This window comes from Streptomyces sp. NPDC000594 (assembly GCF_040299965.1).
Lineage (GTDB): Bacteria > Actinomycetota > Actinomycetes > Streptomycetales > Streptomycetaceae > Streptomyces.
This window is the reverse complement of the sequence record NZ_JBEPCY010000026.1, coordinates 55,052-77,520: the sequence shown is the minus strand read 5'-3', so window position 1 is coordinate 77,520 and position 22,469 is coordinate 55,052. Positions and strand designations below refer to the sequence as shown.

The window sequence follows — 22,469 nt, the reverse complement described above, 5'->3', positions numbered from 1 at the left end:
TCCATGCCCAGACTCACCACAGGACCCCGGAGAACGCGGCGGGTCGTGGTGGCCACGCTGCTGCTCGCGGCGGGGCTCGCCGCCGCGGGCACGGCGCGGGCGGACGATCCCGGCGAGGCCACCGGGCCCTCGGGGCAGAAACTCACGGTCTCCGCGACCAAGGACATCGACCCCGCCGGGCAGAAGGTCACCATCACCGGCACCGGCTACGACCCGGGCCAGGGCGTCTATCTCGCCATCTGTGTGCTGCCCGAGCCGGGCAAGGCACCCAGCCCCTGCATCGGCGGCGCCGATATGACCGGCAAGTCGGGATCCTCGTACTGGATCACCAACAACCCGCCGACCGGTGCCGAGAAACTCGTCAAACCCTTCACCGTGAAGGACGGCAAGGGCGGCTTCACCCTGGACCTGAAGCTCAAGGCCCAGGACAAGAACGCCGACTGCACCCAGGCCGCCTGCGCGGTCGTCACCCGGGCGGACCACACCGCCTCGGCCGACCGGAGCGCCGATGTGATCGTGCCGATCACCTTCGGGACCGGCGGCGGCGTGCCGAAGCCCGAGGTCCCGCCGGGCACCGTCCGCCATGACGCGGTACGGACCATCAAACCGCCCTCCGGCGGCGCGCTGGACATCGAGGTCGACCCGAAGGCCAAGCGGCTCTACCTGAGCAGCAGCGACGGCACCGACCACCATCTGACGACGTACGACACCACCAACGGTGAGCGGATCGGCGACCCCGTCGCCCTGCCCGAAGTGGCCACCGCGCTGGCGCTGGACGCGGAGTCGAAGACCCTGCACCTCGGGCTCGGCACCCGGATCGCCACCTATGCCACGGACACCGGGGAGATCACCGACAACCGGACTCCGCTGTCGGAGGAGAACATCGCGCTGATCGCCGCCGACCCGGGCGCCGACCGGCTCTACTTCGCCACCTCGAACCACCAGAAGTCGGACCACCGGGTGACGGTCTACTCCACCACCACCTGGAAGCAGGTCGGCACCCACGCCGCACTGCCGATCCCGGCGGGCGGACTCGCCGTGGACACCAAGGAGAACCGGGCCTACGCCGTCGGCATCGGCTGGGTGACCGAACCCGGCACCGAGAAGAAGTACCTCAGCAATCAGCTCCACGGGATCGACGGGGACAGCGGCAGGCTCGTGAGCACCCTCGAACTCAGCCGGGACCCGCTCAACAGCCGGGGCGTCGCCGTCGACCCGGAGAAGGGCATCGGCTATGTCGCCAATATGGCGGAGGGCACGGTGTCCATCGTGGACCTCGAGGAGCAGAAGGTCACCGGTGCGATAGAGGTCGGGGGCGGCCCCAGGGAGCTGGCGTTCGACCCGGTCACCGGCACCCTCTACGCGGGGCAGACCTCGGCGGGCACCGTCGCCGTGGTGGACACCGCCAAGAAGGAGGTCGTCCAGAACCTGGAGACCGGCGAAGGGCCGGAGGCGCTCGCCCTGGACAGGACGGCCCACACCCTCTTCACGCTCTCCAACGGGACCGGAGAGGTCGTCCAGTCCCAGCGTCTGGTCTCCCCCAGTGTCACCACCGCGCCGAAGACGGTCTCCGTCGAGGCGGGCAAGCGGGCGGAGTTCACGGCCGCCGGCAAGGGCACCCCGGCCCCCCAGGTGATCTGGGAGGTCAGCTCCGACAACGGCGACACCTGGCGGGCGGTGGCGGGCGTCACCGGCGGGAAGCTGAGCTTCGCCGGCACGGTGGAGCACGACGGCAACCGCTACCGCGCGGTGCTCTCCAACCCGGTGGGGTCCGTCAGGACCGCCTCCGCCGGGCTGACGGTCACCGCACCGGAGGACCCCGAGGGTCCCGGTGACGGGGGCGACCCCGACCCCGGCGACCCGGACAAACCGGGTGACGGCGGCGACGGCGATACCCCCGGAGACGGTGACGGCGGAGATGGGGACGGCGGCTCCGACGGCGGTACGGGTGACGGCGGCACCGGCGACGGTTCGTCGGGCGGCTCCGGCGGCTCGGTCGGCGGCGGTACGGCCGGCGGCTCCGGAGACATCGGCGGCGGCGGAAGTCTCGCCTCCACCGGAATGTCCCTGATGCCCTTCACCATCGGCGCGGCGGTTCTCACCGCGCTGGGCGCGGCGGCGCTCTTCCTGCGCCGCAGGGTTCGCGCCTGACCCAGGGTCCCCAGGGACCCCTCAAGGACCTCGGTCCCTCCCGCTCATCGGCCGGGAGGGACCGAGCCATGTCCGGGGCCGTTCCGGGCCCTTCGGGGAGTCCGAGCCCTCCGGGGAGTCCGGGGACCCGTCACCCCTCGGCGATCACCACCGCCGAGGCCACCCCCGCGTCATGGCTCAGCGAGATATGCCAGGACCGGACCCCCAGCTCCGCCGCGCAGGCGGCCACCGTGCCGGTCACCCGCAGCCGGGGACGGCCGCCCTCCTCCACATAGATCTCCGCGTCCGTCCAGTGCAGCCCGGCGGGCGCGCCCAGCGCCTTCGCCACCGCCTCCTTCGCCGCGAACCGCGCCGCCAGCGAGGCATCGCCCCGCCGCTCACCGCTGGGCAGCAGCAGCTCCCGTTCCAGGAAGAGCCGCCCGGCCAGCCCCGGCGTCCGTCTCAACGACGCGGCGAACCGCTCGATCTCCGCCACATCGATCCCCACCCCAATGATCATCGCTCGCTCCACCGTCGTACTGGCCGCACCTGTCGCACCCGCCATCCTCACTCGCCCGCACCGGGCCGTCCCACTCGTATCGACCGTCCCGGCCCTCAGGAGTTCAGGACCCCGGTCCCGTACGGACGGACATCCACCGGCACCCCCTGCGGATCGGTCACCACCACCCCGTCCCGGCCCAGCTCCACCACCCGGTCCGGCCCCGGCTCCACCACCGAGAACACCCCGTCCACAAAGGCGGCCGGATCCGGGGCGAGGAAGGTCTCCCCGTCGCCCACCCCCACCACCAGCGGAATCCCCCGGCCCACCGCCACCACGGTGTCCGGCTCGTCCGCGTCCACCGCCGCCAGCGCGTACACCCCCCGCAGCAGCCCGTGCACCTGCCGCACCGCCTCCGCCAGATCCCCGCAGGAGGAGAAGGACCCGGCCAGCAGATGGGCCACCACCTCCGCCGGTGTCCCCGAGGAGAGGACCTGGCCGCGCCCCGCCAGCTCGGCCCGGAGCACGGCATGGTTCTCGATCACCCCGTCCTGGACGACCGCGACCCGGCCCGCGTGGTCCAGCTGCGGCGGGGCGTCCCGCTCCGGGACCCCGCCGGCCCCCTCCCCCGTACCCCCGGACGGTCCGTCTCCCGTACCCCCGGACCATCCGTCCCCCGCCGCCCGCAGCTGTCCGAGCCCCGCCGAGCCACTCGGCAGCGGCCTGCGGCGCAGCTCCTCCCCCAGATCGCCGACGGTCCCCACCGTCCGCGCGGTGGCGAGACCGCCGTCGGCGAGGATCGCCACCCCGGCCGCGTCGTACGGCTGTTCCGCCCGCCGCTCCCACCGCTCCAGACCCGCCATGACCACATCGAGCGCCGAACGGCCACCGACATACCCCACGAGTGCGCACATGGCCGCAGCCTACGGCGACGCCACCGCGTGACCGAGCACACCACCCGTGGAGGTCCCCCACCCCCGACAATATGCGGGTGATCCCTTCGTCTCTCCCGAGCACATCAGCGGACGCCCCCCGGGCCACCGGCGCGGGCACCCCCCGCCGCACCGGCCAGCCGGCGACGACGCCGTATGTCGACCTCAGCCGGGAGGAGTGGAGCGCCCTGCGCGACCGGACGCCGCTGCCGCTCTCGGCCGAGGAGGTGGAACGGCTGCGCGGGCTCGGCGACGTCATCGACCTGGACGAGGTACGGGACGTCTATCTCCCGCTCTCCCGGCTGCTCAACCTCTATGTCCGGGCCACCGGGGAGCTGCGGGGCGCCCTCAACACCTTCCTCGGGGACGCCGGGGGCGGCCAGGGCGAGCAGCACGGCACCCCCTTCGTCATAGGGGTGGCGGGCTCGGTCGCGGTGGGCAAGTCCACCGTCGCCCGGCTGCTCCAGGCGCTGCTGGCGCGCTGGCCCGAGCACCCCCGGGTGGAGCTGGTCACCACGGACGGCTTCCTGTATCCGATGAAGGAGCTGACCCGCCGGGGGCTGATGTCCCGCAAGGGCTTCCCCGAGTCCTACGACCGGCGGGCGCTCACCCGTTTCGTCGCGGACATCAAGTCCGGCAAGGACGAGGTCACCGCCCCCGTCTACTCGCATCTGATCTACGACATCGTGCCCGGGGAGCGGCTGACCGTCCGCCGCCCCGACATCCTCATCGTGGAGGGGCTGAACGTCCTCCAGCCCGCGCAGCCCGGCAAGGACGGCCGCACCCGGATGGGTCTCGCGGACTACTTCGACTTCTCGGTCTATGTCGACGCCCGGCCCGAGGACATCGAGAGCTGGTACCTCAGCCGCTTCCGCAAGCTGCGGGCGACCGCCTTCCAGGACCCGTCCTCGTACTTCCGCAAGTACACCCAGGTCTCCGAGGAGGAGGCGCTGGAGTACGCCCGCACGATGTGGCGGACCATCAACAAGCCGAACCTGCTGGAGAATGTGGCGCCCACCCGGGGCCGGGCCACGCTGGTGCTGCGCAAGGGCGCCGACCACAAGGTGCGGCGGCTCTCGCTGCGCAAGCTCTGAACGCCTGCGCAAGCTCTGAACCCGCCGCCCCGGGAGGCCCGGTAACCCGGGAGGCTCGGTAACCCGGGAGGCTCGGTAACCCGGGAGGCCCGGTACGGACGAGGCCCCGCCGGCGGACCGGCGGGGCCTCCAACAGCGCGTACGCCCGGGGATCAGCCCAGGGCGGACTTCACCACATCCGCGAGACGCTCCGCCACCGCGCGCGCCTGATCGATGTCGGCCGCCTCGACCATGACCCGGACCAGCGGCTCCGTACCGGAGGGGCGCAGCAGCACCCGGCCGCTGGTGCCCAGCTCCCGCGCGGCCTCGGCGACCGCGGCCGCCAGCTCGCCGGAGGTGTGCACCCGGGCCTTGTCGACATCGGGAACGTTGATCAGGACCTGCGGCAGCCGCTCCATCACCGCGGCCAGCTCGGCCAGCGAACGGCCGGTGGCGGCCACCCGGGACGCCAGCAGCAGACCGGTGAGGGTGCCGTCGCCGGTGGTGGCGTGGTCCAGGGCGATGACATGGCCGGACTGCTCGCCGCCGAGGGCGTAGCCGTGCTCCTTCATCGCCTCCAGGACATAGCGGTCGCCGACCGCGGTCTGCACCACCTCGATGCCCTCGCGCTCCATCGCCAGCTTGAAGCCGAGGTTGGACATCACGGTGCCGACGACGGTGTTGCCGCGCAGCGCGCCCGCCTCGTGCAGCGCCAGCGCCAGGACGGCCATGATCTGGTCGCCGTCGACCTCGGTGCCGGTGGCGTCGACGGCGAGGCAGCGGTCGGCGTCGCCGTCGTGGGCGATGCCGAAGTGGGCGCCGTGCGCCACGACCGCGGCCTTGAGCGGGTCGAGGTGGGTGGAGCCACAGCCGTCGTTGATGTTGAGCCCGTCCGGCTCGGCGCCGATGGTGACCACCTCGGCCCCGGCCCGCGCGAAGGCCTCCGGGGAGACCCGGGAGGCGGCGCCGTGCGCCTCGTCCAGGACGACCTTCAGTCCGTCGAGGCGGTTGGGCAGTACGGACACCAGATGGGCGACATAGGTGTCGAAGCCCTGGTCGTAGTCGTGGACCCGGCCGACCCCGGCACCGGTGGGGCGGTTCCAGGGCTCGCCCGCGCGATGCTGCTCGTACACCGACTCGATACGGTCCTCCAGCTCGTCGGCGAGCTTGTGACCGCCGCGGGCGAGGAACTTGATGCCGTTGTCGGGCATGGCGTTGTGGCTCGCGGAGAGCATCACCCCGAGGTCGGCGCCGAGCGCCCCGGTGAGGTGGGCCACCGCGGGAGTGGGCAGGACACCCACGCGCAGGACGTCCACGCCCGCGCTGGCGAGCCCGGCGACCACGGCGGCCTCCAGGAACTCACCCGAGGCCCGTGGATCACGGCCGACCACGGCGGTCGGGCGGTGCCCGGCAAAGCTTCCCGCTTCGGCGAGCACATGCGCGGCGGCGACCGAGAGGCCCAGCGCCAGCTCAGCCGTCAGGTCCGCGTTGGCGACACCGCGTACCCCGTCCGTGCCGAAGAGTCGTCCCACAGCTGTCCTCCGGAATCTCCGTGAATCTCCAAAAAGGCAAGCCTATGAACGCTTCCTGTTCGTTCTATGCCCCAGGTGGGCCGAGTATGCCCAGACTGGGCCGAAAGGGGGCGCTCCGGCCGATGCGGCTGGCCCGGTCGGGGAAAGACGTACGCCCCGGCAGCACGGAGTGCCGCCGGGGCGTATGTACAAGCAGACCGAGCGAGCGATTAACGCTTGCTGTACTGCGGGGCCTTACGGGCCTTCTTCAGACCGGCCTTCTTGCGCTCGACCGCACGGTCGTCGCGGCTCAGGAAGCCGGCCTTCTTCAGCGGGCCGCGGTTGTTGTCCACGTCCGCCTCGTTCAGCGCACGGGCCACGCCGAGGCGCAGGGCACCGGCCTGGCCGGAGACGCCGCCACCGGAGATACGGGCGACAACGTCGTACCGGTCGTCGAGCTCGAGCACCTTGAAGGGCTCGTTGACTTCCTGCTGGTGCACCTTGTTGGGGAAGTAGTCCTCAAGGGTGCGACCGTTGATCTTCCACTTGCCGGAGCCCGGAACGATCCGGACACGGGCGATGGCGTTCTTGCGACGGCCCAGGCCGGCGGCCGGCTGCGGGTCGCCGAAGCGCGAGGCGAGGGACTCGGAGGTGTACTCACCCTCCAGCGGCACCTCGGACTCGAAGGTGGTGACCTCAGCGTAGGTCTCTTCGCCCTCGACGGGGATTTCAGCGGTGGTCTCGGCCACGATGCTCCTCAGATTCTTTTCGTCTTAGGGGGTGGCCGGAACTACTGCGCGACCTGGGTGATCTCGAACGGGACCGGCTGCTGAGCAGCGTGCGGGTGGTTCTCACCCGCGTAGACCTTCAGCTTCGAGAGCATCTGACGGCCCAGGGTGTTCTTGGGGAGCATGCCCTTGATGGCCTTCTCCACGGCCTTCTCCGGGCTCTTCGCCAGCAGCTCGTCGTAGCGGACGGAGCGCAGACCACCCGGGTAACCCGAGTGGCGGTACGCCATCTTCTGGGTCCGCTTGTTGCCGGAGAGGTGCACCTTGTCCGCGTTGATGATGATGACGAAGTCACCAGCGTCGACGTGGGGGGCGTAGATCGGCTTGTGCTTGCCGCGCAGCAGGGTGGCGGCGGTGGTCGCCAGACGGCCCAGGACAACGTCCTGCGCGTCGATGACGTGCCACTGACGCGTCACATCGCCGGGCTTGGGGCTGTACGTACGCACGGTCGTAGCCTTCGCTTCTTCAGTGAGTGGGACTCCCCGGACCCAAGGGTCCCGGGAGCGGGTCCTGACAAGGCCACCCGAACGATGCACGACAGCTGTGGTGGATCCCGGGGACGCAACCCGATCGCCTACCGCTGGTCATCGGTCCGGTGGACCGGCGTAAGGGCCCCTCACGTGAGATAGAGCAAGCCAATACGCATAACGAAGCAGAAGACTACCCGCGCACCGCCGGACGGGTCAAAACGATCTGCCCGAGGGGGTCGGACGGGACCTCCGGACCCGCCCGGAAGGCCCCGGTGCCGGTGGCCGAAAGTGACGGACGGGCCACCCGTGGCCACCATCACCCGGATCATCCTACCGCCGGCCACCGCTCATCACCGCCGATCACTGTCGGTCACCGCCGAGCGGCCACTGCCCAGCGGCGGCTACCGGTCACTATCGGCCGCTACGGGCGTCTGCCCCCACTCACCGCGCCCGCCGCACCCGGCGCTCGTCCCAGACCGGGCCGGGCGTCTCGCGCACCACCCCGTCCGAGCCGAAGACCAGATAGCGGTCGAAGGACCGGGCGAACCAGCGGTCGTGGGTGACGGCGAGAACCGTCCCGTCGTACGCCTCCAGCCCCTCCTGGAGCGCCTCCGCCGACTCCAGGTCGAGGTTGTCGGTCGGCTCGTCCAGCAGCAGCGCCGTGGTCCCCGCCAGCTCCAGCAGCAGGATCTGGAAACGCGCCTGCTGACCGCCGGAGAGCCGGTCGAAGGTCTGGTCCCCCTGTCGCTCCAGCTCGTACCGGCGCAGCGCGGACATCGACGCCCCCCGGTCCTTGGCGTACTCGGTCCACAGGATGTCCACCAGGGTGCGGCCCAGCAGCTCCGGATGGGCATGGGTCTGGGCGAAGTGGCCGGGCACCACCCGGGCGCCCAGCTTCCACTCACCGGTGTGCGCCACCGAGGTGTCCCCCGCGAGCAGCCGCAGGAAGTGGGACTTCCCCGAGCCGTTCGACCCCAGGACCGCGACCCGCTCGCCGTAGAAGACCTCCAGGTCGAACGGTTTCATCAGCCCGGTCAGCTCCAGCTGCCGGCAGGTCACCGCGCGCACCCCGGTCCGGCCGCCCCGCAGCCGCATCCGGATCTCCTGCTTCCGGGGCGGCTCGGGCGGCGGCCCGGCCTCGTCGAACTTGCGCAGCCGGGTCTTGGCCGCCTGATAGCGGGAGGCCATCTCGTCGCTCCGGGACGCGTACTGCTGCATGTCCAGCACCAGCCGCTTCAGCTGCGCCCGCTTCTCGTCCCACCGCCGGCGCAGCTCCTCGAAGCGCTCGAAGCGCTCGGCGCGTGCCTCGTGATAGGTGTCGAAGCCACCGCCGTGCACCCAGACGTCCGACCCGGCGGGGCCGGGCTCCACACTGGCGATCTTCTGCGCGGCGCGCGACAGCAGCTCCCGGTCGTGGGAGACGAAGAGGACCGTCTTACGGGTCTCCTTCAGCCGCTCCTCCAGCCAGCGCTTGCCCGGGACGTCCAGATAGTTGTCCGGCTCGTCCAGCAGCAGCACCTCGTCGGGGCCGCGCAGCAGCGCCTCCAGGGCCAGCCGCTTCTGCTCACCGCCGCTGAGGGTCCTCAGCTCGCGCCACTGGGCCCGCTCATAGGGGACACCGAGCGCCGCCATGGTGCACATGTCCCAGAGGGTCTCGGCCTCGTAGCCGCGCGCCTCCGCCCAGTCGCTCAGCGCCTGGGCGTACCGCATCTGCGCGGCCTCGTCGTCCACCGTCATGATCAGGTGCTCGGCCTCGTCCACGGCCCGCGCGGCCTCCCGTACCCGGGGCTGGGCGAGCGAGACCAGCAGATCCCGTACGGTGCGCTCGTCCCGTACCGAGCCGATGAACTGGCGCATCACCCCGAGGCCGCCACTGACGGCGACGGAGCCGCCATGGGGTTGCAGCTCCCCCGCGATCAATCGCAGCAGAGTGGTCTTGCCGGCGCCGTTCGCCCCGACGAGGGCGACCACCGCGCCCTCGCCCACCCGGAACGACACATCACCGAGCAGCACCCGCCCGTCCGGCAGGTAGTACTCCAGGTGTCCGGCTTCGAGATGTCCCATGCCCCTGATTCTGTCCTCCCGCGCCACCGGCACCCAACCGGTTTAGGATGCGCGGCATGAGCATCGGTCAGGGGGGACCTCAGTGGGGGTCCGGCGGACAGGACGGAAATCCGTACGGATCCGGTCAGCAGAACCCTCAGCAGAGTCCGTACGGTGGTCAGCAGGGCACCCCGGGGCCGTACCAGCAGCCCGGCCCGTACAGCCAGGGCCAGGGGCAGGGATCGAGCCAAGGGCAGGGACCGGGACGAGGCCAGGGGCAGGGACAGGGGCAGGGCGCCGGGCCCGGGGGGCAGCAGCCCAACCCGTACCAGCAGGGGCAGCCGTATCCGCACCCTCAGCAGCCCCCGTACCAGCAGCAGCCCCCACAGACACCTCAGGCCCCGCAGGCCCCGCAGCAGGGGTACCAGCAGCCCCAGCGGCTCCCCGCGGCCAGTGCCACCCCCGACTGGGCCGCGCTGGCCGACGCCTCCGCCGCCCGCAACCGCCGCAAGCGGCTGATGACGATCGTCGGCGCCGCCGTGGCCGCCACCGCCGTCGCGGTCGTCACCACGGTGGTGCTGCTGTCCGGCGATGACCCCCAGGACTCCAAGAACGCCAAGAACAACGAGGCCAAGCCCACCGGCGGCGCCTCCGCCTCCGGCACCCCCGGCGAGCAGAAGCCCCCGCCCACCGCCAAGGAGATCGTCTCCGACGAGAAGCTGGACACCGCGCCGCTCACCGTCGACACCGTCTTCCCCGGCCGCAAGCTGACCATGGGCGACCGCGTCTACACCAAGTCCACGGTGGCCCGCGCCGACGCCTGCTCCGAGGTCACCCAGAGCGGTCTCGGCGATGTCCTCGAACGCAACGGCTGCGACCAGGTCCTCCGCGCCACCTACGGCAAGGACAAGATCGCCGTCACCGTCGGTGTCGCCGTCTTCGGCAATGAGCGCGAGGCCAAGAAGGCCGTGCAGGACTCCCGGGGCAATATCGCCCCGCTCAAGGCCAAGGGCGGCCCCGAGTTCTGCAAGGGCGGCCCGGTCTGCCGCTTCACGGCCAACTCCTACGGCCGCTACGCCTACTTCACCACCACCGGCCTGACCAACGACAAGTCGGTCGAGAAGGGCGACGAGGCCGCCTTCAAGGCCGGTGACGACGTGGCCGAATTCGTCTTCCGCGAGATCGTGCGGCGCGGCGAGGACAGGGCGTCAGCAGCAGCCGGCTGACCCCGGCAGCGACCGCTTGTTGCGGGCCTCCCGGTTCCGGGCGGCCAGCAGCTCGTCGGCGGGGTAGCCGACCTCCTCCAGGGTGAGACCGTGGGGGCGTACGACATGGACCGCCGAGTCCCGTACCCCCGCGGCCAGCACCTTCCCCGGCCACTCGACCGGCCGGTGACCGTCGCCGACGAAGAGCAGCGCGCCCACCAGCGAACGCACCATGTTGTGGCAGAACGCGTCGGCCCGCACGGTGGCCGTGATCACCCCGGAGGCGTCCCGCACCCAGGACAGCTCCTGGAGGGTACGGATCGTCGTCGCGCCCTCGCGCTTCTTGCAGTACGCGGCGAAGTCGTGCTCCCCGAGGAGCCGCTCGGCGGCGGCGTTCATGGCCGCCACATCCAGCGGCCAGTCGTGCCAGAGCACATGGCCGCGCAGCAGCGGGTCGACCCCGCCCGGGTGGTCGCTCACCCGGTACGCATAGCGGCGCCAGATGGCCGAGAAACGTGCGTTGAACCCCGCCGGGGCCTCCTCGGCCCGCCAGATCCGCACATCCCGGGAGAGCCGCCCGGCCAGCCGCTTCAGCAGCTTCTCCCGGTGCTCGGCCCACAGCTCGACGGGGAGGTCCACATGGGCCACCTGGCCCCGGGAGTGCACCCCGGCGTCGGTCCGCCCGGCGACGGTCAGCTCATACGTCCGGGACGACCGGGTCACGGTCCGCAGCGCGTCCTCGATGTCCCCCTGGACGGTCCGCCGGCCACCCGCCTGCTTGGCCCAGCCGGAGAACCCGGCGCCGTCGTAGGAAAGGTCCAGCCGTACCCGGACGAAACCGGGCTCCACCTCATCACTCACCCCTAGATCCTCTCAGAGCGCGCCGGGTGCCCGGCACATGCGGAACGGGCCCGCTCCCCGGAGGGAACGGACCCGTTCGGCGATCACCCGGAGGCGATCAGGCGTCCTTGGACTCCTCGGACGGCTTGGCGTCCTCGACGACCTCGGCGGCGGGGGCGTCCTCGGCGGGCGCCTCCTCCTTCTTGAGGGCGTCTTCCTTGACCGCGCGCTGCGTGGCGGCCTCGGCCTCGGCGACGGTCGCCTTCTTGGCGATCTCGCCCTCGACCAGCTCGATCACGGCCATGGGCGCGTTGTCACCACGGCGGTTGCCGATCTTGGTGATACGGGTGTAGCCACCCGGGCGCTCGGCGTAACGCGGGGCGATCTCGGTGAAGAGGGCGTGGACGATGCCCTTGTCCGTGATCGTCTGCAGGACCAGGCGACGGTTGTGGATGTCGCCCTTCTTGGCCTTGGTGATCAGACGCTCGGCGACCGGACGCAGGCGACGGGCCTTGGCCTCGGTCGTGGTGATGCGACCGTGCTCGAACAGCGACTTCGCGAGGTTCGCGAGAAGCAGACGCTCGTGCGCGGCGCTGCCGCCCAGACGGGCACCCTTTGCGGGACGCGGCATGGTGTTTCTCCTTGTGTGCTGCACCGGCCGTACCAGGTACCGGTGTCAGGACCCCGCAGGCGGGTGCCTACGGGCAGTTTTTGAGGGGCGCGGGGAACTGCGCGATCAGCCACCGCGTGCACGCGGCCGAAAACGCGGCTCAAGCCCCATCAGGGGCGCGGGGAACTGCGCGACAGGCCACTACGGCGCCGCACCGTCCCCGCTCCCCGGGAAGCCTCAGTACTGCTCAGTCTCCACGAACCCGGCATCCGCGTCGTCGTCCGCGCCAAACGCGTCCGCCGCAGCCGTCGGGTCGAATCCGGGCGGGCTGTCCTTGAGCGCCAGGCCCATGCCGGCCAGCTTCGCCTTGACCTCGTCGATCGACTTCGCACCGAAGTTGCGGATGTCGAGCAGATCGGCCTCGGAGCGGGCGACCAGCTCACCCACGGAGTGGATGCCCTCGCGCTTGAGGCAGTTGTAGGAGCGGACCGTCAGCTCCAGCTCCTCGATCGGCAGCGCCAGATCCGCGGCGAGCGCGGCGTCCGTCGGGGACGGACCCATGTCGATGCCCTCGGCGTCGATGTTCAGCTCGCGGGCGAGACCGAACAGCTCGACCAGGGTCTTACCGGCCGACGCCATGGCGTCACGCGGGCGCATGGCCTGCTTGGTCTCGACATCGACGATCAGCTTGTCGAAGTCGGTGCGCTGCTCGACTCGGGTGGCCTCGACCTTGTACGTGACCTTGAGCACCGGGGAGTAGATGGAGTCGACCGGCACACGGCCGATCTCCTGGCCCACCTGCTTGTTCTGCACGGCGGAGACATAGCCGCGACCGCGCTCGACGGTCAGCTCCATCTCCAGCTTGCCCTTGCCGTTCAGGGTGGCGAGGACCAGGTCGGGGTTGTGCACCTCGACACCGGCCGGGGGCGCGATGTCGGCGGCGGTGACCAGACCCGGGCCCTGCTTGCGCAGGTACATCACGACCGGCTCGTCGTGCTCCGAGGAGACGACCAGCTGCTTGATGTTGAGGATCATGTCCGTGACGTCCTCCTTGACGCCCGGCACGGTGGTGAACTCGTGCAGCACGCCATCGACACGGATGGACGTGACCGCCGCACCCGGGATCGAGGAGAGGAGGGTACGGCGGAGGGAGTTGCCGAGTGTGTAGCCGAAGCCCGGCTCCAGCGGCTCGATCACGAACCGCGAGCGGTACTCGTCGACGACCTCTTCGGTCAGCGAGGGACGCTGAGCGATCAGCATGTGCATCGGTCCTTCAGTCAGGGGCACCCGCTATTTGATGCCCGGCATGCATGGTGCAAGGGTACGGGCGGCACGTCCCGGAAGGGGTCGTACCGCCCGAACACTCAGAGTGAAGCGTGTCCGGGGACAGCGCTTCGGCCTACGGCCGTGCGTCAGACGCGGCGGCGCTTCGGCGGACGGCAGCCGTACTGCGGTATGAGGGGGATAACCCCCACACCCCCAGTCGACAACCGGCCGGGCCGAGCCCGTGCGTCAGACGCGGCGGCGCTTCGGCGGACGGCAGCCGTTGTGCGGCGTGGGGGTGACGTCCTGGATCGAGCCGACCTCGAGGCCAGTGGCCTGGAGGGAGCGGATCGCGGTCTCACGGCCGGAGCCGGGACCCTTGACGAAGACGTCGACCTTGCGCATGCCGTGCTCCTGCGCGCGGCGGGCGGCCGACTCGGCGGCCATCTGCGCGGCGAAGGGGGTGGACTTGCGCGAGCCCTTGAAGCCGACGTGGCCGGCGGAGGCCCAGGAGATCACGTTGCCGGACGGGTCCGTGATCGAGACGATCGTGTTGTTGAACGTGCTCTTGATGTGCGCGTGGCCGTGAGCGACGTTCTTCTTTTCCTTGCGGCGCACCTTCTTGGCAGCGCCCTGACGTCCCTTGGGGGGCATCTCTTACTCCTACGGGAGGTGGTCGGTCCTGCAGCGAAGACCGCTGGATATCGCGGCGCCCGGGGGTCTCCCCCCGGAACATCCGCCGTGTCCGCTGAGGACTACTTCTTGCCCGGCTTCTTCTTGCCGGCGATGGCGCGACGCGGGCCCTTGCGGGTACGGGCGTTCGTGCTGGTGCGCTGGCCGTGGACCGGCAGACCGCGGCGGTGGCGCAGACCCTGGTAGCAGCCGATCTCGACCTTGCGGCGGATGTCGGCCTGGATCTCGCGACGGAGGTCACCCTCGGTCTTGATGTTGTTGTCCACGTACTCGCGGATCTTGACCAGGTCCTCTTCGGACAGGTCACGAACGCGGGTGTTCGGGTTCACACCGGTGGCGGCGAGGGTCTCCTGCGCCAGGGTGCGGCCGATGCCGAAGACGTAGGTGAGTGCGATCTCCACCCGCTTCTCGCGAGGGATGTCAACACCGGAAACGCGTGCCATGCAATGGCTCCTGTGTGTTCGGGGGTCTTCCGCAGAACCACTCCCGCCCGCCGACTCCCTGACGATGCAGAGGAGTGGTACGAACCGGGTCTCCGGCCCCCGCCGGAGGTGTCGTCAGCCGCCGATGAGCGGCCGGACGTGTTCTGCGTATGTACGTTTTATGCTCGCGTCGCGCGAAGAACTGCGGAAAGTGCAGGTCGGCGTGCGTCAGCCCTGGCGCTGCTTGTGGCGCAGGTTGTCGCAGATGACCATGACCCGACCGTGACGGCGGATCACCTTGCACTTGTCGCAGATCTTCTTGACGCTCGGCTTGACCTTCATGGGGTGAGGTTCTCCGGGTCAGTGCCGACGCCCCCGGAAGGGGCTCGACAAGATCTACTTGTAGCGGTAGACGATCCGGCCACGCGTCAGGTCGTACGGAGACAGCTCCACGACGACCCGGTCGTCCGGGAGGATTCGGATGTAGTGCATCCGCATCTTGCCGGAGATGTGCGCGAGGACCTTGTGACCGTTCTGAAGCTCCACCTTGAACATCGCGTTCGGGAGGGACTCGATCACGGTGCCCTCGATTTCGATGGCACCTTGCTTCTTGGCCACGCTTCGCCCTTCGAATCGGCTACCTTGATCGACTCCCGTCGCCATGTGCGGACACACGGGTACACGAGAGCCGACGCATCAGTCTACGTCAGGCCCTGGGAAAAGACGAATCCAGGGAGTGTGCCCAGGGATCGTGATCCTTACGCGGGGCCGCGTCCGGGAGTGGCCGGGTCCGGCCGGTCCCGGGATCAGCCCAGCGGGTCCGGGGCGGCGGTGACGCCCAGGACGGCCAGCTTGGCCCGGCCGCAGTCCGGGGAGGTGAGCACCAGCGGCCCCTCCTCGGTCAGCGCCACCGAGTGCTCCCAGTGCGAGGACCAGGTGCCGTCGGTGGTGATCACCGTCCAGTCGTCGGCCAGCACCTCGGTCCGCGGGGTGCCCAGCGACACCATCGGCTCGATCGCCAGACAGAAGCCGGGGACCAGCTTGGGGCCCTTGCCGCGCTTGCGGGCCACATAGTTCAGCAGATGCGGGTCCATGTGCATCTCGGTGCCGATGCCATGGCCGCCGTAGTCCTCGACGATGCCGTACCGACCGCCGCCGATCTTGGGCTGGCGGCGGATGTAGGTCTCGATCGCCCGGGAGATGTCCACCAGGCGGTTGCCCGCCTTCATGGCGGCGATCCCGGCCCACATCGACTCCTCGGTCACCCGGGACAGCTCGACCAGCTCCGGTGCGTGACCGCTGCCGACGAAGGCGGTGTACGCGGCGTCGCCGTGCCAGCCGTCCACGATGGCGCCGGCGTCGATGGAGATGATGTCGCCGTCCCGCAGGACCGTCTTGTCGTCCGGGATGCCATGGACCACGACCTCGTTCACCGAGGTGCAGATGGTGGCGGGGAAGCCCCCGTACCCCAGGAAGTTCGACTTCGCCCCGTGCTCGGCGATCACCTTGCGGGCGACCTCGTCCAGGTCCCTGGTGGTGGCGCCGGGCACGGCGGCCTCACGGGTCGCGGCGTGGATCGCCGCGACGACCAGCCCCGCCTCACGCATCTTCGCGATCTGCTCCGGGGTCTTGATCTGCACCATGGCCTTGCCTTCCACCTCTGTCGTCTCGGATGGGCCGTGTCGCCCGCGGGCCCGCGCCGTCGCGGCCCCCGCTCAACAGTACGGCCGCGGTGCCCATCGGACACCGCGGCCGGCTGTCATGCACTGCTGCACTGCTCTACCACTGCACTGCTCTACCGCTGGAGCTACGCGGCGTCCCCGGTCTGGCCCTTCAGCGCGGTCATCGCCCGCTCTGTCACCTCGGTGACCTTGCCCAGCGCCGAGATCGTCACCACGAGGCCCTGGCCCCGGTAGTAGTCGATGATCGGCTCGGTCTGGGTGTGGTAGACCTCCAGACGCTTGCGGACGGTCTCCTCGGAGTCGTCGTCGCGCTGGTACAGCTCGCCGCCGCAGACGTCGCAGACGCCCTCCTGGGCCGGCGGCGAGTAGGTGACATGGAAGACATGGCTGGAGTCGTTGCGGCAGATGCGCCGACCGGCGATCCGCTTCACGACCTCGTCCTCGGGGACCTCCAGGTCCAGCACCGCGTCGAGGGTCATGCCCTCGGACTTCAGCATCGCGTCCAGCGCCTCGGCCTGCGAGACATTCCGCGGGAAGCCGTCGAGCAGAAAGCCCCCGGCGGCGTCCGGCCGCTCCATCCGGTCCTTGGCCATGCCGATGGTGACCTCATCGGGCACCAGCTCTCCCGCGTCCATGTAGGACTTGGCCTTCCGCCCGAGGTCTGTCCCCTGGCTGATGTTGGCCCGGAAGAGATCGCCCGTTGAGATGTGCGGGATCGACAGGTTCTGAGCGAGGTACGCGGCCTGCGTTCCCTTGCCCGCACCGGGTGGTCCGACGAGGACGATTCGCATTAGCGGAGGAACCCTTCGTAATTGCGCTGCTGGAGCTGGCTCTCGATCTGCTTCACGGTCTCCAGACCCACACCCACGATGATGAGGATGCTCGTCCCGCCGAACGGGAAGTTCTGGTTCGCGCCACCGAAGCTCGCCAACGCCATCGTCGGGACAAGAGCGATCAGGCCCAGATACAGCGAGCCCGGCCAAGTGATCCTGTTGAGCACATAGCTCAGATACTCGGCAGTAGGTCGACCAGCCCGGATACCCGGGATGAAGCCACCATACTTCTTCATGTTGTCCGCGACTTCTTCGGGGTTGAACGAGATGGCTACATAGAAGAAGGCGAAGAAAACGATGAGAAGGAAGTAAGCGGTGATGTAGTAGGGATGGTCACCTGTGACGAAGTATGACTCGATCCAGGTCTTCCACTCTGAAGTCCCGCTGGAGAACTGCGCCACCAGGGCCGGAATGTAGAGAAGCGACGAGGCGAAGATGACCGGGATCACACCGGCCTGGTTCACCTTGAGCGGAATGTACGTGGACGTTCCGCCGTAGGAACGCCGGCCGATCATGCGCTTGGCGTACTGGACCGGAACTCGGCGCTGAGCCTGCTCCACGAAGACGACCAGGGCCACCATCACAAAGCCGATCACGATGACCGTGCCGAACTCGATCCAGCCCTTGGCGAGCGTGCCGCTCTCCTTGATGGCCCAGAGCGAGCCGGGGAATCCGGCCGCGATGGAGATGAACATCAGGATGGACATGCCATTACCGATGCCCCGGTCGGTGATCAGCTCACCGAGCCACATGACTGCGGCGGTACCGGCGGTCATGGTGATGACCATCGTGATGGTGGTGAACATGGACCGGTCTGGAACGATCTCATTGGCGACTCGACAGCCGCTGAAGAGAGCGCCACTACGGGCGGTCGCCACCAGGCCGGTGCCCTGCAACACCGCCAGCGCGACGGTCAGATAACGGGTGTACTGCGTAATCTTCGCGGTTCCGGACTGACCCTCCTTCTTGAGGGCTTCCAGCCGTGGAATGACCACGGTCAGCAGCTGGAGGATGATGCTCGCCGTGATGTACGGCATGATGCCCAGAGCGAAGATGGTGATCTGCAGCAGCGCACCGCCACTGAACATATTCACCAGGCCGAACAGGCTGTTGTTGTTCTCCTGGGCCTGGGCGACGCAGATCTGTACGTTCTGGTAATCGACGCCTGGTACCGGGACATGTGACCCGAGCCGGTACAGCACGATGATGCCGAGCGTGAACAGCAGCTTCTTGCGCAGGTCGGGCGTCTTGAACGCCCGGGCGAACGCGGTGAGCACGGTGCCTCCTGCGACCCCCGCGCAAGTGCGTCAGAGGTGACGGTCTTGAGGATCGACGAATACGATTCAGGCAATCCCGTACGGTCCCGATGAAAGCGGACCTTACGGGTACGAGGACAGAGCCCCCGCATCTTTACAGCAACAGTGCACGCCACCTTACCGGCGACGGTGCCCCCCTTGGAACGACCAACCGGGGATGCCCCATTTGAGAGGGCATCCCCGGTCGGGTGTTTCAGCTGTCAGCCACGCTGAGCCCGTCTCAGACGAGCTCGGTGACCGTACCGCCAGCGGCGGTGATCTTCTCCTTGGCGGAGCCGGAGACGGCGTCAACCGTCACCGCCAGCGCCACGGAGATCTCGCCCTGGCCCAGGACCTTGACGAGCTGGTTCTTGCGCACCGCACCCTTGGCGACCAGATCGGCCACCGTGACCTCGCCACCCTGCGGGTAGAGCGCGGCCAGCTTGTCCAGGTTCACGACCTGGTACTCGGTGCGGAACGGGTTCTTGAACCCACGCAGCTTCGGAAGACGCATGTGGAGGGGCATCTGCCCACCCTCGAAGCGCTCCGGAACCTGGTAGCGGGCCTTGGTGCCCTTGGTTCCACGACCTGCGGTCTTACCCTTGGACGCCTCACCACGACCCACACGGGTCTTGGCGGTCTTGGCGCCCGGGGCGGGGGCGAGGTTGTGGAGGCGCAGCGGGTTGTTGTCCGCCATGTCAGTCGACCTCCTCGACCGTCACGAGGTGGCGGACGGTGTGCACCATGCCGCGGAACTCGGGACGATCCTCCTTGACAACCACGTCGTTGAGCCGCTTGAGGCCCAGCGAACGGAGGGTGTCGCGGTGGTTCTGCTTGCTGCCGATGTACGACTTCTTCTGCGTGATCTTGAGGCGGGCCATCAGACACCCGCCCCCGCACGCGCACGGAGCAGGGCCGCCGGGGCCACGTCCTCCAGAGGCAGACCGCGGCGGGCCGCGATCTCCTCGGGACGCTGGAGGCCCTTCAGGGCCGCCACAGTCGCGTGCACGATGTTGATCGCGTTGTCGGAGCCGAGCGACTTCGACAGGATGTCGTGGATACCGGCGCACTCCAGAACGGCGCGCACCGGACCACCGGCGATAACACCGGTACCGGGGGAAGCAGGCTTCAGCAGGACGACGCCCGCCGCCTTCTCACCCTGGATCGGGTGGGGGATGGTGCCCTGGATACGGGGAACCTTGAAGAAGTGCTTCTTGGCCTCCTCCACACCCTTGGCGATGGCGGCCGGCACCTCCTTGGCCTTGCCGTAACCGACACCAACGGTGCCGTCACCGTCGCCCACCACGACCAGCGCGGTGAAGCTGAAGCGACGACCACCCTTCACAACCTTGGCGACGCGGTTGATCGCGACGACGCGCTCAACATAAGCGGTCTTCTCGGCGGCAGCTGCGCCGCCGTCACGGCCCTTCCGGTCCCGCCGCTCGCCGCCACCGGCACCGCTTCCGCGGCGCTGGGGTCCAGCCATTGGAATTACCTCTCTCTATTTCCGCTAGCTACGCAACGACTCGTAAGTCGCATGCGCGAACGGCGGCTCAGAACTTGAGCCCGGCCTCACGAGCGGCGTCCGCCAGGGCGGCGATGCGCCCGGCGTACTGGTTGCCACCACGGTCGAACACGACGGACTCGACACCGGCGGCCTTGGCACGCTCGGCGACCAGGGAGCCGACCTGCTTGGCCAGGGCGCTCTTGTCGCCCTCACCGTTGCGGATCGAGCTGTCCAGGGTCGACGCCGAGGCCACCGTGTGGCCCGCGATGTCGTCGATGACCTGCGCGACGATGTGACGGTTGGAACGCGTCACGACCAGGCGCGGACGCTCCGCCGTGCCAGAGACACGCTTGCGGATGCGAATGTGGCGGCGCTTGATGGCGGCGCGCTTGTACGCGTCACCCTTGGCGATCTTCACACCGTATGCCATGGCTTACTTACCCGCCTTTCCGACCTTGCGGCGGATAACCTCGCCCGCGTACTTCACGCCCTTGGCCTTGTAGGGGTCGGGCTTGCGCAGCTTGCGGATGTTCGCGGCGACCTCGCCGACCTTCTGCTTGTCGATGCCCTCGACCGAGAACTTGGTCGGCGACTCGACCTTGAAGGAGATCCCCTCGGGGGCCTCCACCAGGATCGAGTGGCTGTAACCGAGCTGGAACTCCAGGTTGGAGCCCTTCGCGGCGACGCGGTAACCGACACCGCTGATTTCGAGCGCCTTCGTGTACCCCTTGGTCACACCGGTGATCATGTTCGCCACCAGCGTGCGGGACAGGCCGTGCAGGGCCTTGTTCTGACGCTCGTCGTTGGGGCGGGTGACGTTCAGAACGCCGTCCTCACCCTTGGCGATCTCGATCGGCGCGGCAACGGTGTGGGTCAGGGTGCCCTTCGGGCCCTTCACCTCGACCGTGCGGCCGTCGATGGAGACATCCACACCGGCGGGAACCTGGATGGGGAGCTTGCCGATACGCGACATTGCTTTTCCTCCGTTCCCGACTACCAGACGTAGGCGAGGACTTCCCCACCCACGCCCTTCTTCTGCGCCTGCTGGCCGGTGAGCAGCCCGTGGGACGTGGAGATGATCGCCACGCCGAGGCCACCGAGCACCTTGGGCAGGTTGGTGGACTTCGCGTACACGCGGAGACCCGGCTTCGAGATCCGCTTGATGCCCGCGATGGAGCGCTCACGGTTCGGGCCGAACTTGAGCTCGAGGACGAGGTTCTTGCCGACCTCGGCGTCCTCGACCTTCCAGCCCGTGATGAAGCCCTCCTGCTGGAGGATCTCTGCGATGTGCGACTTGATCTTGCTGTGCGGCATCGTCACGGAGTCGTGGTATGCCGAGTTCGCGTTACGCAGACGGGTCAGCATGTCTGCGATCGGATCAGTCATGGTCATGAATTGGCCTTCGGCCTCTCTCGCCGGGGTTTCCTGTATGCGCCATCCCTCTCCCCACACAGAGGCGGGACGGGTGCGGTGCGGGGACCTACGGCGTAGTAAGTCGTACGGGCGGCGGACGCCCAACCCTCCTAGCCTAAGCCATGGAGCGCTGGGCCTCCGCCGACCCTCTGCTTACCGAGAGCGTCTGGTAATCCCTAAAAGGTGGGACTACCAGGAGCTCTTGGTCACGCCCGGCAGCTCGCCACGGTGAGCCATCTCACGAAGGCACACGCGGCAGAGGCCGAACTTGCGGTACACGGAGTGGGGACGACCGCAACGCTGGCAGCGCGTGTAGGCACGCACAGCAAACTTGGGCTTGCGGGCGGCCTTGGCAATGAGAGCCTTCTTCGCCACGGCTCACGCCTCCTTGAACGGGAAGCCGAGGTGACGGAGGAGCGCGCGGCCCTCAGCGTCGTTGGTCGCCGTGGTGACCACGGTGATGTCCATACCCCGGACGCGGTCGATCTTGTCCTGGTCGATCTCGTGGAACATGACCTGCTCGGTGAGACCGAAGGTGTAGTTGCCACGGCCGTCGAACTGCTTGGGGGACAGACCACGGAAGTCGCGGATGCGCGGAAGCGCCAGCGACAGGGTGCGGTCCAGGAACTCCCACATGCGGTCGCCACGGAGGGTGACGTGTGCACCGATCGGCTGGCCCTCACGCAGCTTGAACTGCGCGATGGACTTACGGGCCTTGGTGACGGCCGGCTTCTGGCCGGTGATCGTGGTGAGGTCCTTGATGGCACCCTCGATCAGCTTGGAGTCGCGGGCGGCGTCGCCCACACCCATGTTGACCACGATCTTGACGAGGCCCGGGACCTGCATGACGTTCTCGTACGAGAACTCCTCAAGCAGCTTGCCCTTGATGTCCTCGCGGTACTTCGTCTTGAGACGCGGAGTGGTGGTGGTAGCCATCAGATGTCCTCACCCGTCCGCTTGGCAACGCGGATCTTGTTGCCCTCGTCGTCGAAGCGGAAACCGACACGGGTCACGACCTTGTTGCCGTCCTTCTCCACGATGAGCTGAACGTTGCTCACGTGGATGGGGGCCTCGGTGGTGATGATCCCGCCGGCCTGGGAACCGCGAGCGGTCGGGCCGGCCTTGGTGTGCTTCTTGACCCGGTTGACACCCTCGACGAGAACACGGTCCTCACGGGGGAAGGCCGCGATGACCTTGCCCTGCTTGCCCTTGTCCTTACCGGTGATGACCTGGACCAGGTCGCCCTTCTTGATCTTCATG

At 68.9% G+C, this 22,469-nt stretch carries 28 protein-coding genes; 3 read left to right on the top strand and 25 right to left on the bottom strand.

The window, feature by feature from the left end:
• The first annotated feature begins 3 nt into the window (after nt 1–3).
• Nucleotides 4–2,151 (top strand): neocarzinostatin apoprotein domain-containing protein, encoded by a 2,148-nt coding sequence (locus ABT354_RS28095; protein ID WP_351498757.1) that lies wholly within the window; start codon nt 4–6, stop codon nt 2,149–2,151.
• A gap of 130 nt (nt 2,152–2,281) precedes the next feature.
• Here ABT354_RS28095 and ABT354_RS28090 read toward each other — a convergent pair whose 3' ends face one another.
• Entirely contained in the window at nt 2,282–2,650 is a 369-nt protein-coding gene (locus ABT354_RS28090) for a holo-ACP synthase (protein ID WP_351498755.1), read from the bottom strand.
• A gap of 95 nt (nt 2,651–2,745) precedes the next feature.
• Nucleotides 2,746–3,543 carry a glucosamine--fructose-6-phosphate aminotransferase gene (locus ABT354_RS28085; RefSeq protein WP_351498753.1) on the bottom strand — a complete coding sequence of 266 codons (798 nt, stop codon included), beginning with the start codon at nt 3,541–3,543 and terminating at the stop codon, nt 2,746–2,748.
• Nucleotides 3,544–3,614: 71 nt separating this feature from the next.
• Here ABT354_RS28085 and coaA point away from each other — a divergent pair, with 71 nt between their 5' ends.
• Complete coding sequence (coaA, locus tag ABT354_RS28080; protein WP_351498751.1) at nt 3,615–4,655, top strand: type I pantothenate kinase; 1,041 nt, start codon at nt 3,615–3,617, stop codon at nt 4,653–4,655.
• Between the two features lie 152 nt (nt 4,656–4,807).
• On the opposite strand, the gene glmM is transcribed toward coaA, so the two are convergent.
• The 4 genes from glmM to ABT354_RS28060 form a co-directional block, all read right to left on the bottom strand.
• Nucleotides 4,808–6,166, bottom strand: coding sequence for a phosphoglucosamine mutase (glmM, locus tag ABT354_RS28075; protein WP_351498749.1), 1,359 nt, complete (start codon nt 6,164–6,166; stop codon nt 4,808–4,810).
• Between the two features lie 209 nt (nt 6,167–6,375).
• Entirely contained in the window at nt 6,376–6,894 is a 519-nt protein-coding gene (rpsI, locus tag ABT354_RS28070) for a 30S ribosomal protein S9 (RefSeq protein ID WP_351498746.1), read from the bottom strand.
• A gap of 41 nt (nt 6,895–6,935) precedes the next feature.
• On the bottom strand, nt 6,936–7,379 hold the full coding sequence (gene rplM / locus ABT354_RS28065) for a 50S ribosomal protein L13 (RefSeq protein WP_351498744.1): 444 nt from the start codon (nt 7,377–7,379) through the stop codon (nt 6,936–6,938).
• Nucleotides 7,380–7,844: 465 nt separating this feature from the next.
• Nucleotides 7,845–9,467 (bottom strand): ABC-F family ATP-binding cassette domain-containing protein, encoded by a 1,623-nt coding sequence (locus ABT354_RS28060; protein ID WP_351498742.1) that lies wholly within the window; start codon nt 9,465–9,467, stop codon nt 7,845–7,847.
• 56 nt (nt 9,468–9,523) lie between these two features.
• Here ABT354_RS28060 and ABT354_RS28055 point away from each other — a divergent pair, with 56 nt between their 5' ends.
• Nucleotides 9,524–10,672, top strand: a complete 1,149-nt coding sequence (locus ABT354_RS28055; protein ID WP_351498740.1) for a Fis family transcriptional regulator — start codon at nt 9,524–9,526, stop codon at nt 10,670–10,672.
• Here the strand turns inward: ABT354_RS28055 and truA are convergent.
• The 19 genes from truA to rplX form a co-directional block, all read right to left on the bottom strand.
• On the bottom strand, nt 10,655–11,512 hold the full coding sequence (gene truA, locus ABT354_RS28050; RefSeq protein ID WP_351498738.1) for a tRNA pseudouridine(38-40) synthase TruA: 858 nt from the start codon (nt 11,510–11,512) through the stop codon (nt 10,655–10,657). The two genes, ABT354_RS28055 and truA, sit on opposite strands and share 18 nt — an antisense overlap.
• 97 nt (nt 11,513–11,609) lie before the next feature.
• The gene (gene rplQ / locus ABT354_RS28045) at nt 11,610–12,122 is read right to left on the bottom strand and encodes a 50S ribosomal protein L17 (protein WP_351498736.1); all 513 of its coding nucleotides are present in this window, start codon (nt 12,120–12,122) and stop codon (nt 11,610–11,612) included.
• Nucleotides 12,123–12,338: 216 nt separating this feature from the next.
• A complete protein-coding gene (locus ABT354_RS28040; RefSeq protein ID WP_351498734.1) occupies nt 12,339–13,361 on the bottom strand; it encodes a DNA-directed RNA polymerase subunit alpha in 1,023 nt (340 codons plus the stop codon).
• Between the two features lie 252 nt (nt 13,362–13,613).
• Nucleotides 13,614–14,018, bottom strand: a complete 405-nt coding sequence (gene rpsK / locus ABT354_RS28035; RefSeq protein ID WP_003956432.1) for a 30S ribosomal protein S11 — start codon at nt 14,016–14,018, stop codon at nt 13,614–13,616.
• Between the two features lie 101 nt (nt 14,019–14,119).
• Entirely contained in the window at nt 14,120–14,500 is a 381-nt protein-coding gene (gene rpsM, locus ABT354_RS28030; protein WP_351498732.1) for a 30S ribosomal protein S13, read from the bottom strand.
• A gap of 207 nt (nt 14,501–14,707) precedes the next feature.
• Nucleotides 14,708–14,821 carry a 50S ribosomal protein L36 gene (rpmJ, locus tag ABT354_RS28025; RefSeq protein WP_003956441.1) on the bottom strand — a complete coding sequence of 38 codons (114 nt, stop codon included), beginning with the start codon at nt 14,819–14,821 and terminating at the stop codon, nt 14,708–14,710.
• A 54-nt stretch (nt 14,822–14,875) separates the two neighbouring features.
• Nucleotides 14,876–15,097, bottom strand: coding sequence for a translation initiation factor IF-1 (infA, locus tag ABT354_RS28020; RefSeq protein ID WP_003956442.1), 222 nt, complete (start codon nt 15,095–15,097; stop codon nt 14,876–14,878).
• Nucleotides 15,098–15,285: 188 nt separating this feature from the next.
• Nucleotides 15,286–16,122: a type I methionyl aminopeptidase gene (gene map, locus ABT354_RS28015; RefSeq protein WP_351498730.1), complete on the bottom strand. Its 837-nt coding sequence runs from the start codon at nt 16,120–16,122 to the stop codon at nt 15,286–15,288.
• A 164-nt stretch (nt 16,123–16,286) separates the two neighbouring features.
• Nucleotides 16,287–16,952 carry an adenylate kinase gene (locus ABT354_RS28010; RefSeq protein WP_351498728.1) on the bottom strand — a complete coding sequence of 222 codons (666 nt, stop codon included), beginning with the start codon at nt 16,950–16,952 and terminating at the stop codon, nt 16,287–16,289.
• Nucleotides 16,952–18,271 carry a preprotein translocase subunit SecY gene (gene secY / locus ABT354_RS28005; protein ID WP_351498726.1) on the bottom strand — a complete coding sequence of 440 codons (1,320 nt, stop codon included), beginning with the start codon at nt 18,269–18,271 and terminating at the stop codon, nt 16,952–16,954. The genes ABT354_RS28010 and secY overlap by 1 nt, the downstream gene beginning before the upstream one ends.
• Before the next feature lie 259 nt (nt 18,272–18,530).
• Nucleotides 18,531–18,986, bottom strand: coding sequence for a 50S ribosomal protein L15 (gene rplO, locus ABT354_RS28000; RefSeq protein ID WP_351498724.1), 456 nt, complete (start codon nt 18,984–18,986; stop codon nt 18,531–18,533).
• Nucleotide 18,987: 1 nt separating this feature from the next.
• On the bottom strand, nt 18,988–19,170 hold the full coding sequence (gene rpmD, locus ABT354_RS27995; protein WP_073792865.1) for a 50S ribosomal protein L30: 183 nt from the start codon (nt 19,168–19,170) through the stop codon (nt 18,988–18,990).
• The gene (gene rpsE, locus ABT354_RS27990) at nt 19,170–19,775 is read right to left on the bottom strand and encodes a 30S ribosomal protein S5 (RefSeq protein ID WP_323449572.1); all 606 of its coding nucleotides are present in this window, start codon (nt 19,773–19,775) and stop codon (nt 19,170–19,172) included. Before rpsE ends, rpmD begins: the two co-directional genes overlap by 1 nt.
• Before the next feature lie 67 nt (nt 19,776–19,842).
• Nucleotides 19,843–20,226: a 50S ribosomal protein L18 gene (gene rplR, locus ABT354_RS27985; protein WP_351498721.1), complete on the bottom strand. Its 384-nt coding sequence runs from the start codon at nt 20,224–20,226 to the stop codon at nt 19,843–19,845.
• Between the two features lie 3 nt (nt 20,227–20,229).
• On the bottom strand, nt 20,230–20,769 hold the full coding sequence (gene rplF / locus ABT354_RS27980; RefSeq protein WP_351498719.1) for a 50S ribosomal protein L6: 540 nt from the start codon (nt 20,767–20,769) through the stop codon (nt 20,230–20,232).
• Nucleotides 20,770–20,789: 20 nt separating this feature from the next.
• Complete coding sequence (rpsH, locus tag ABT354_RS27975; RefSeq protein WP_006347222.1) at nt 20,790–21,188, bottom strand: 30S ribosomal protein S8; 399 nt, start codon at nt 21,186–21,188, stop codon at nt 20,790–20,792.
• Nucleotides 21,189–21,398: 210 nt separating this feature from the next.
• The gene (locus ABT354_RS27970) at nt 21,399–21,584 is read right to left on the bottom strand and encodes a type Z 30S ribosomal protein S14 (RefSeq protein WP_004571834.1); all 186 of its coding nucleotides are present in this window, start codon (nt 21,582–21,584) and stop codon (nt 21,399–21,401) included.
• A gap of 3 nt (nt 21,585–21,587) precedes the next feature.
• Nucleotides 21,588–22,145, bottom strand: a complete 558-nt coding sequence (rplE, locus tag ABT354_RS27965; protein ID WP_351498717.1) for a 50S ribosomal protein L5 — start codon at nt 22,143–22,145, stop codon at nt 21,588–21,590.
• A complete protein-coding gene (gene rplX, locus ABT354_RS27960; protein WP_351498715.1) occupies nt 22,145–22,468 on the bottom strand; it encodes a 50S ribosomal protein L24 in 324 nt (107 codons plus the stop codon). The genes rplE and rplX overlap by 1 nt, the downstream gene beginning before the upstream one ends.
• Nucleotide 22,469 lies beyond the last annotated feature (1 nt).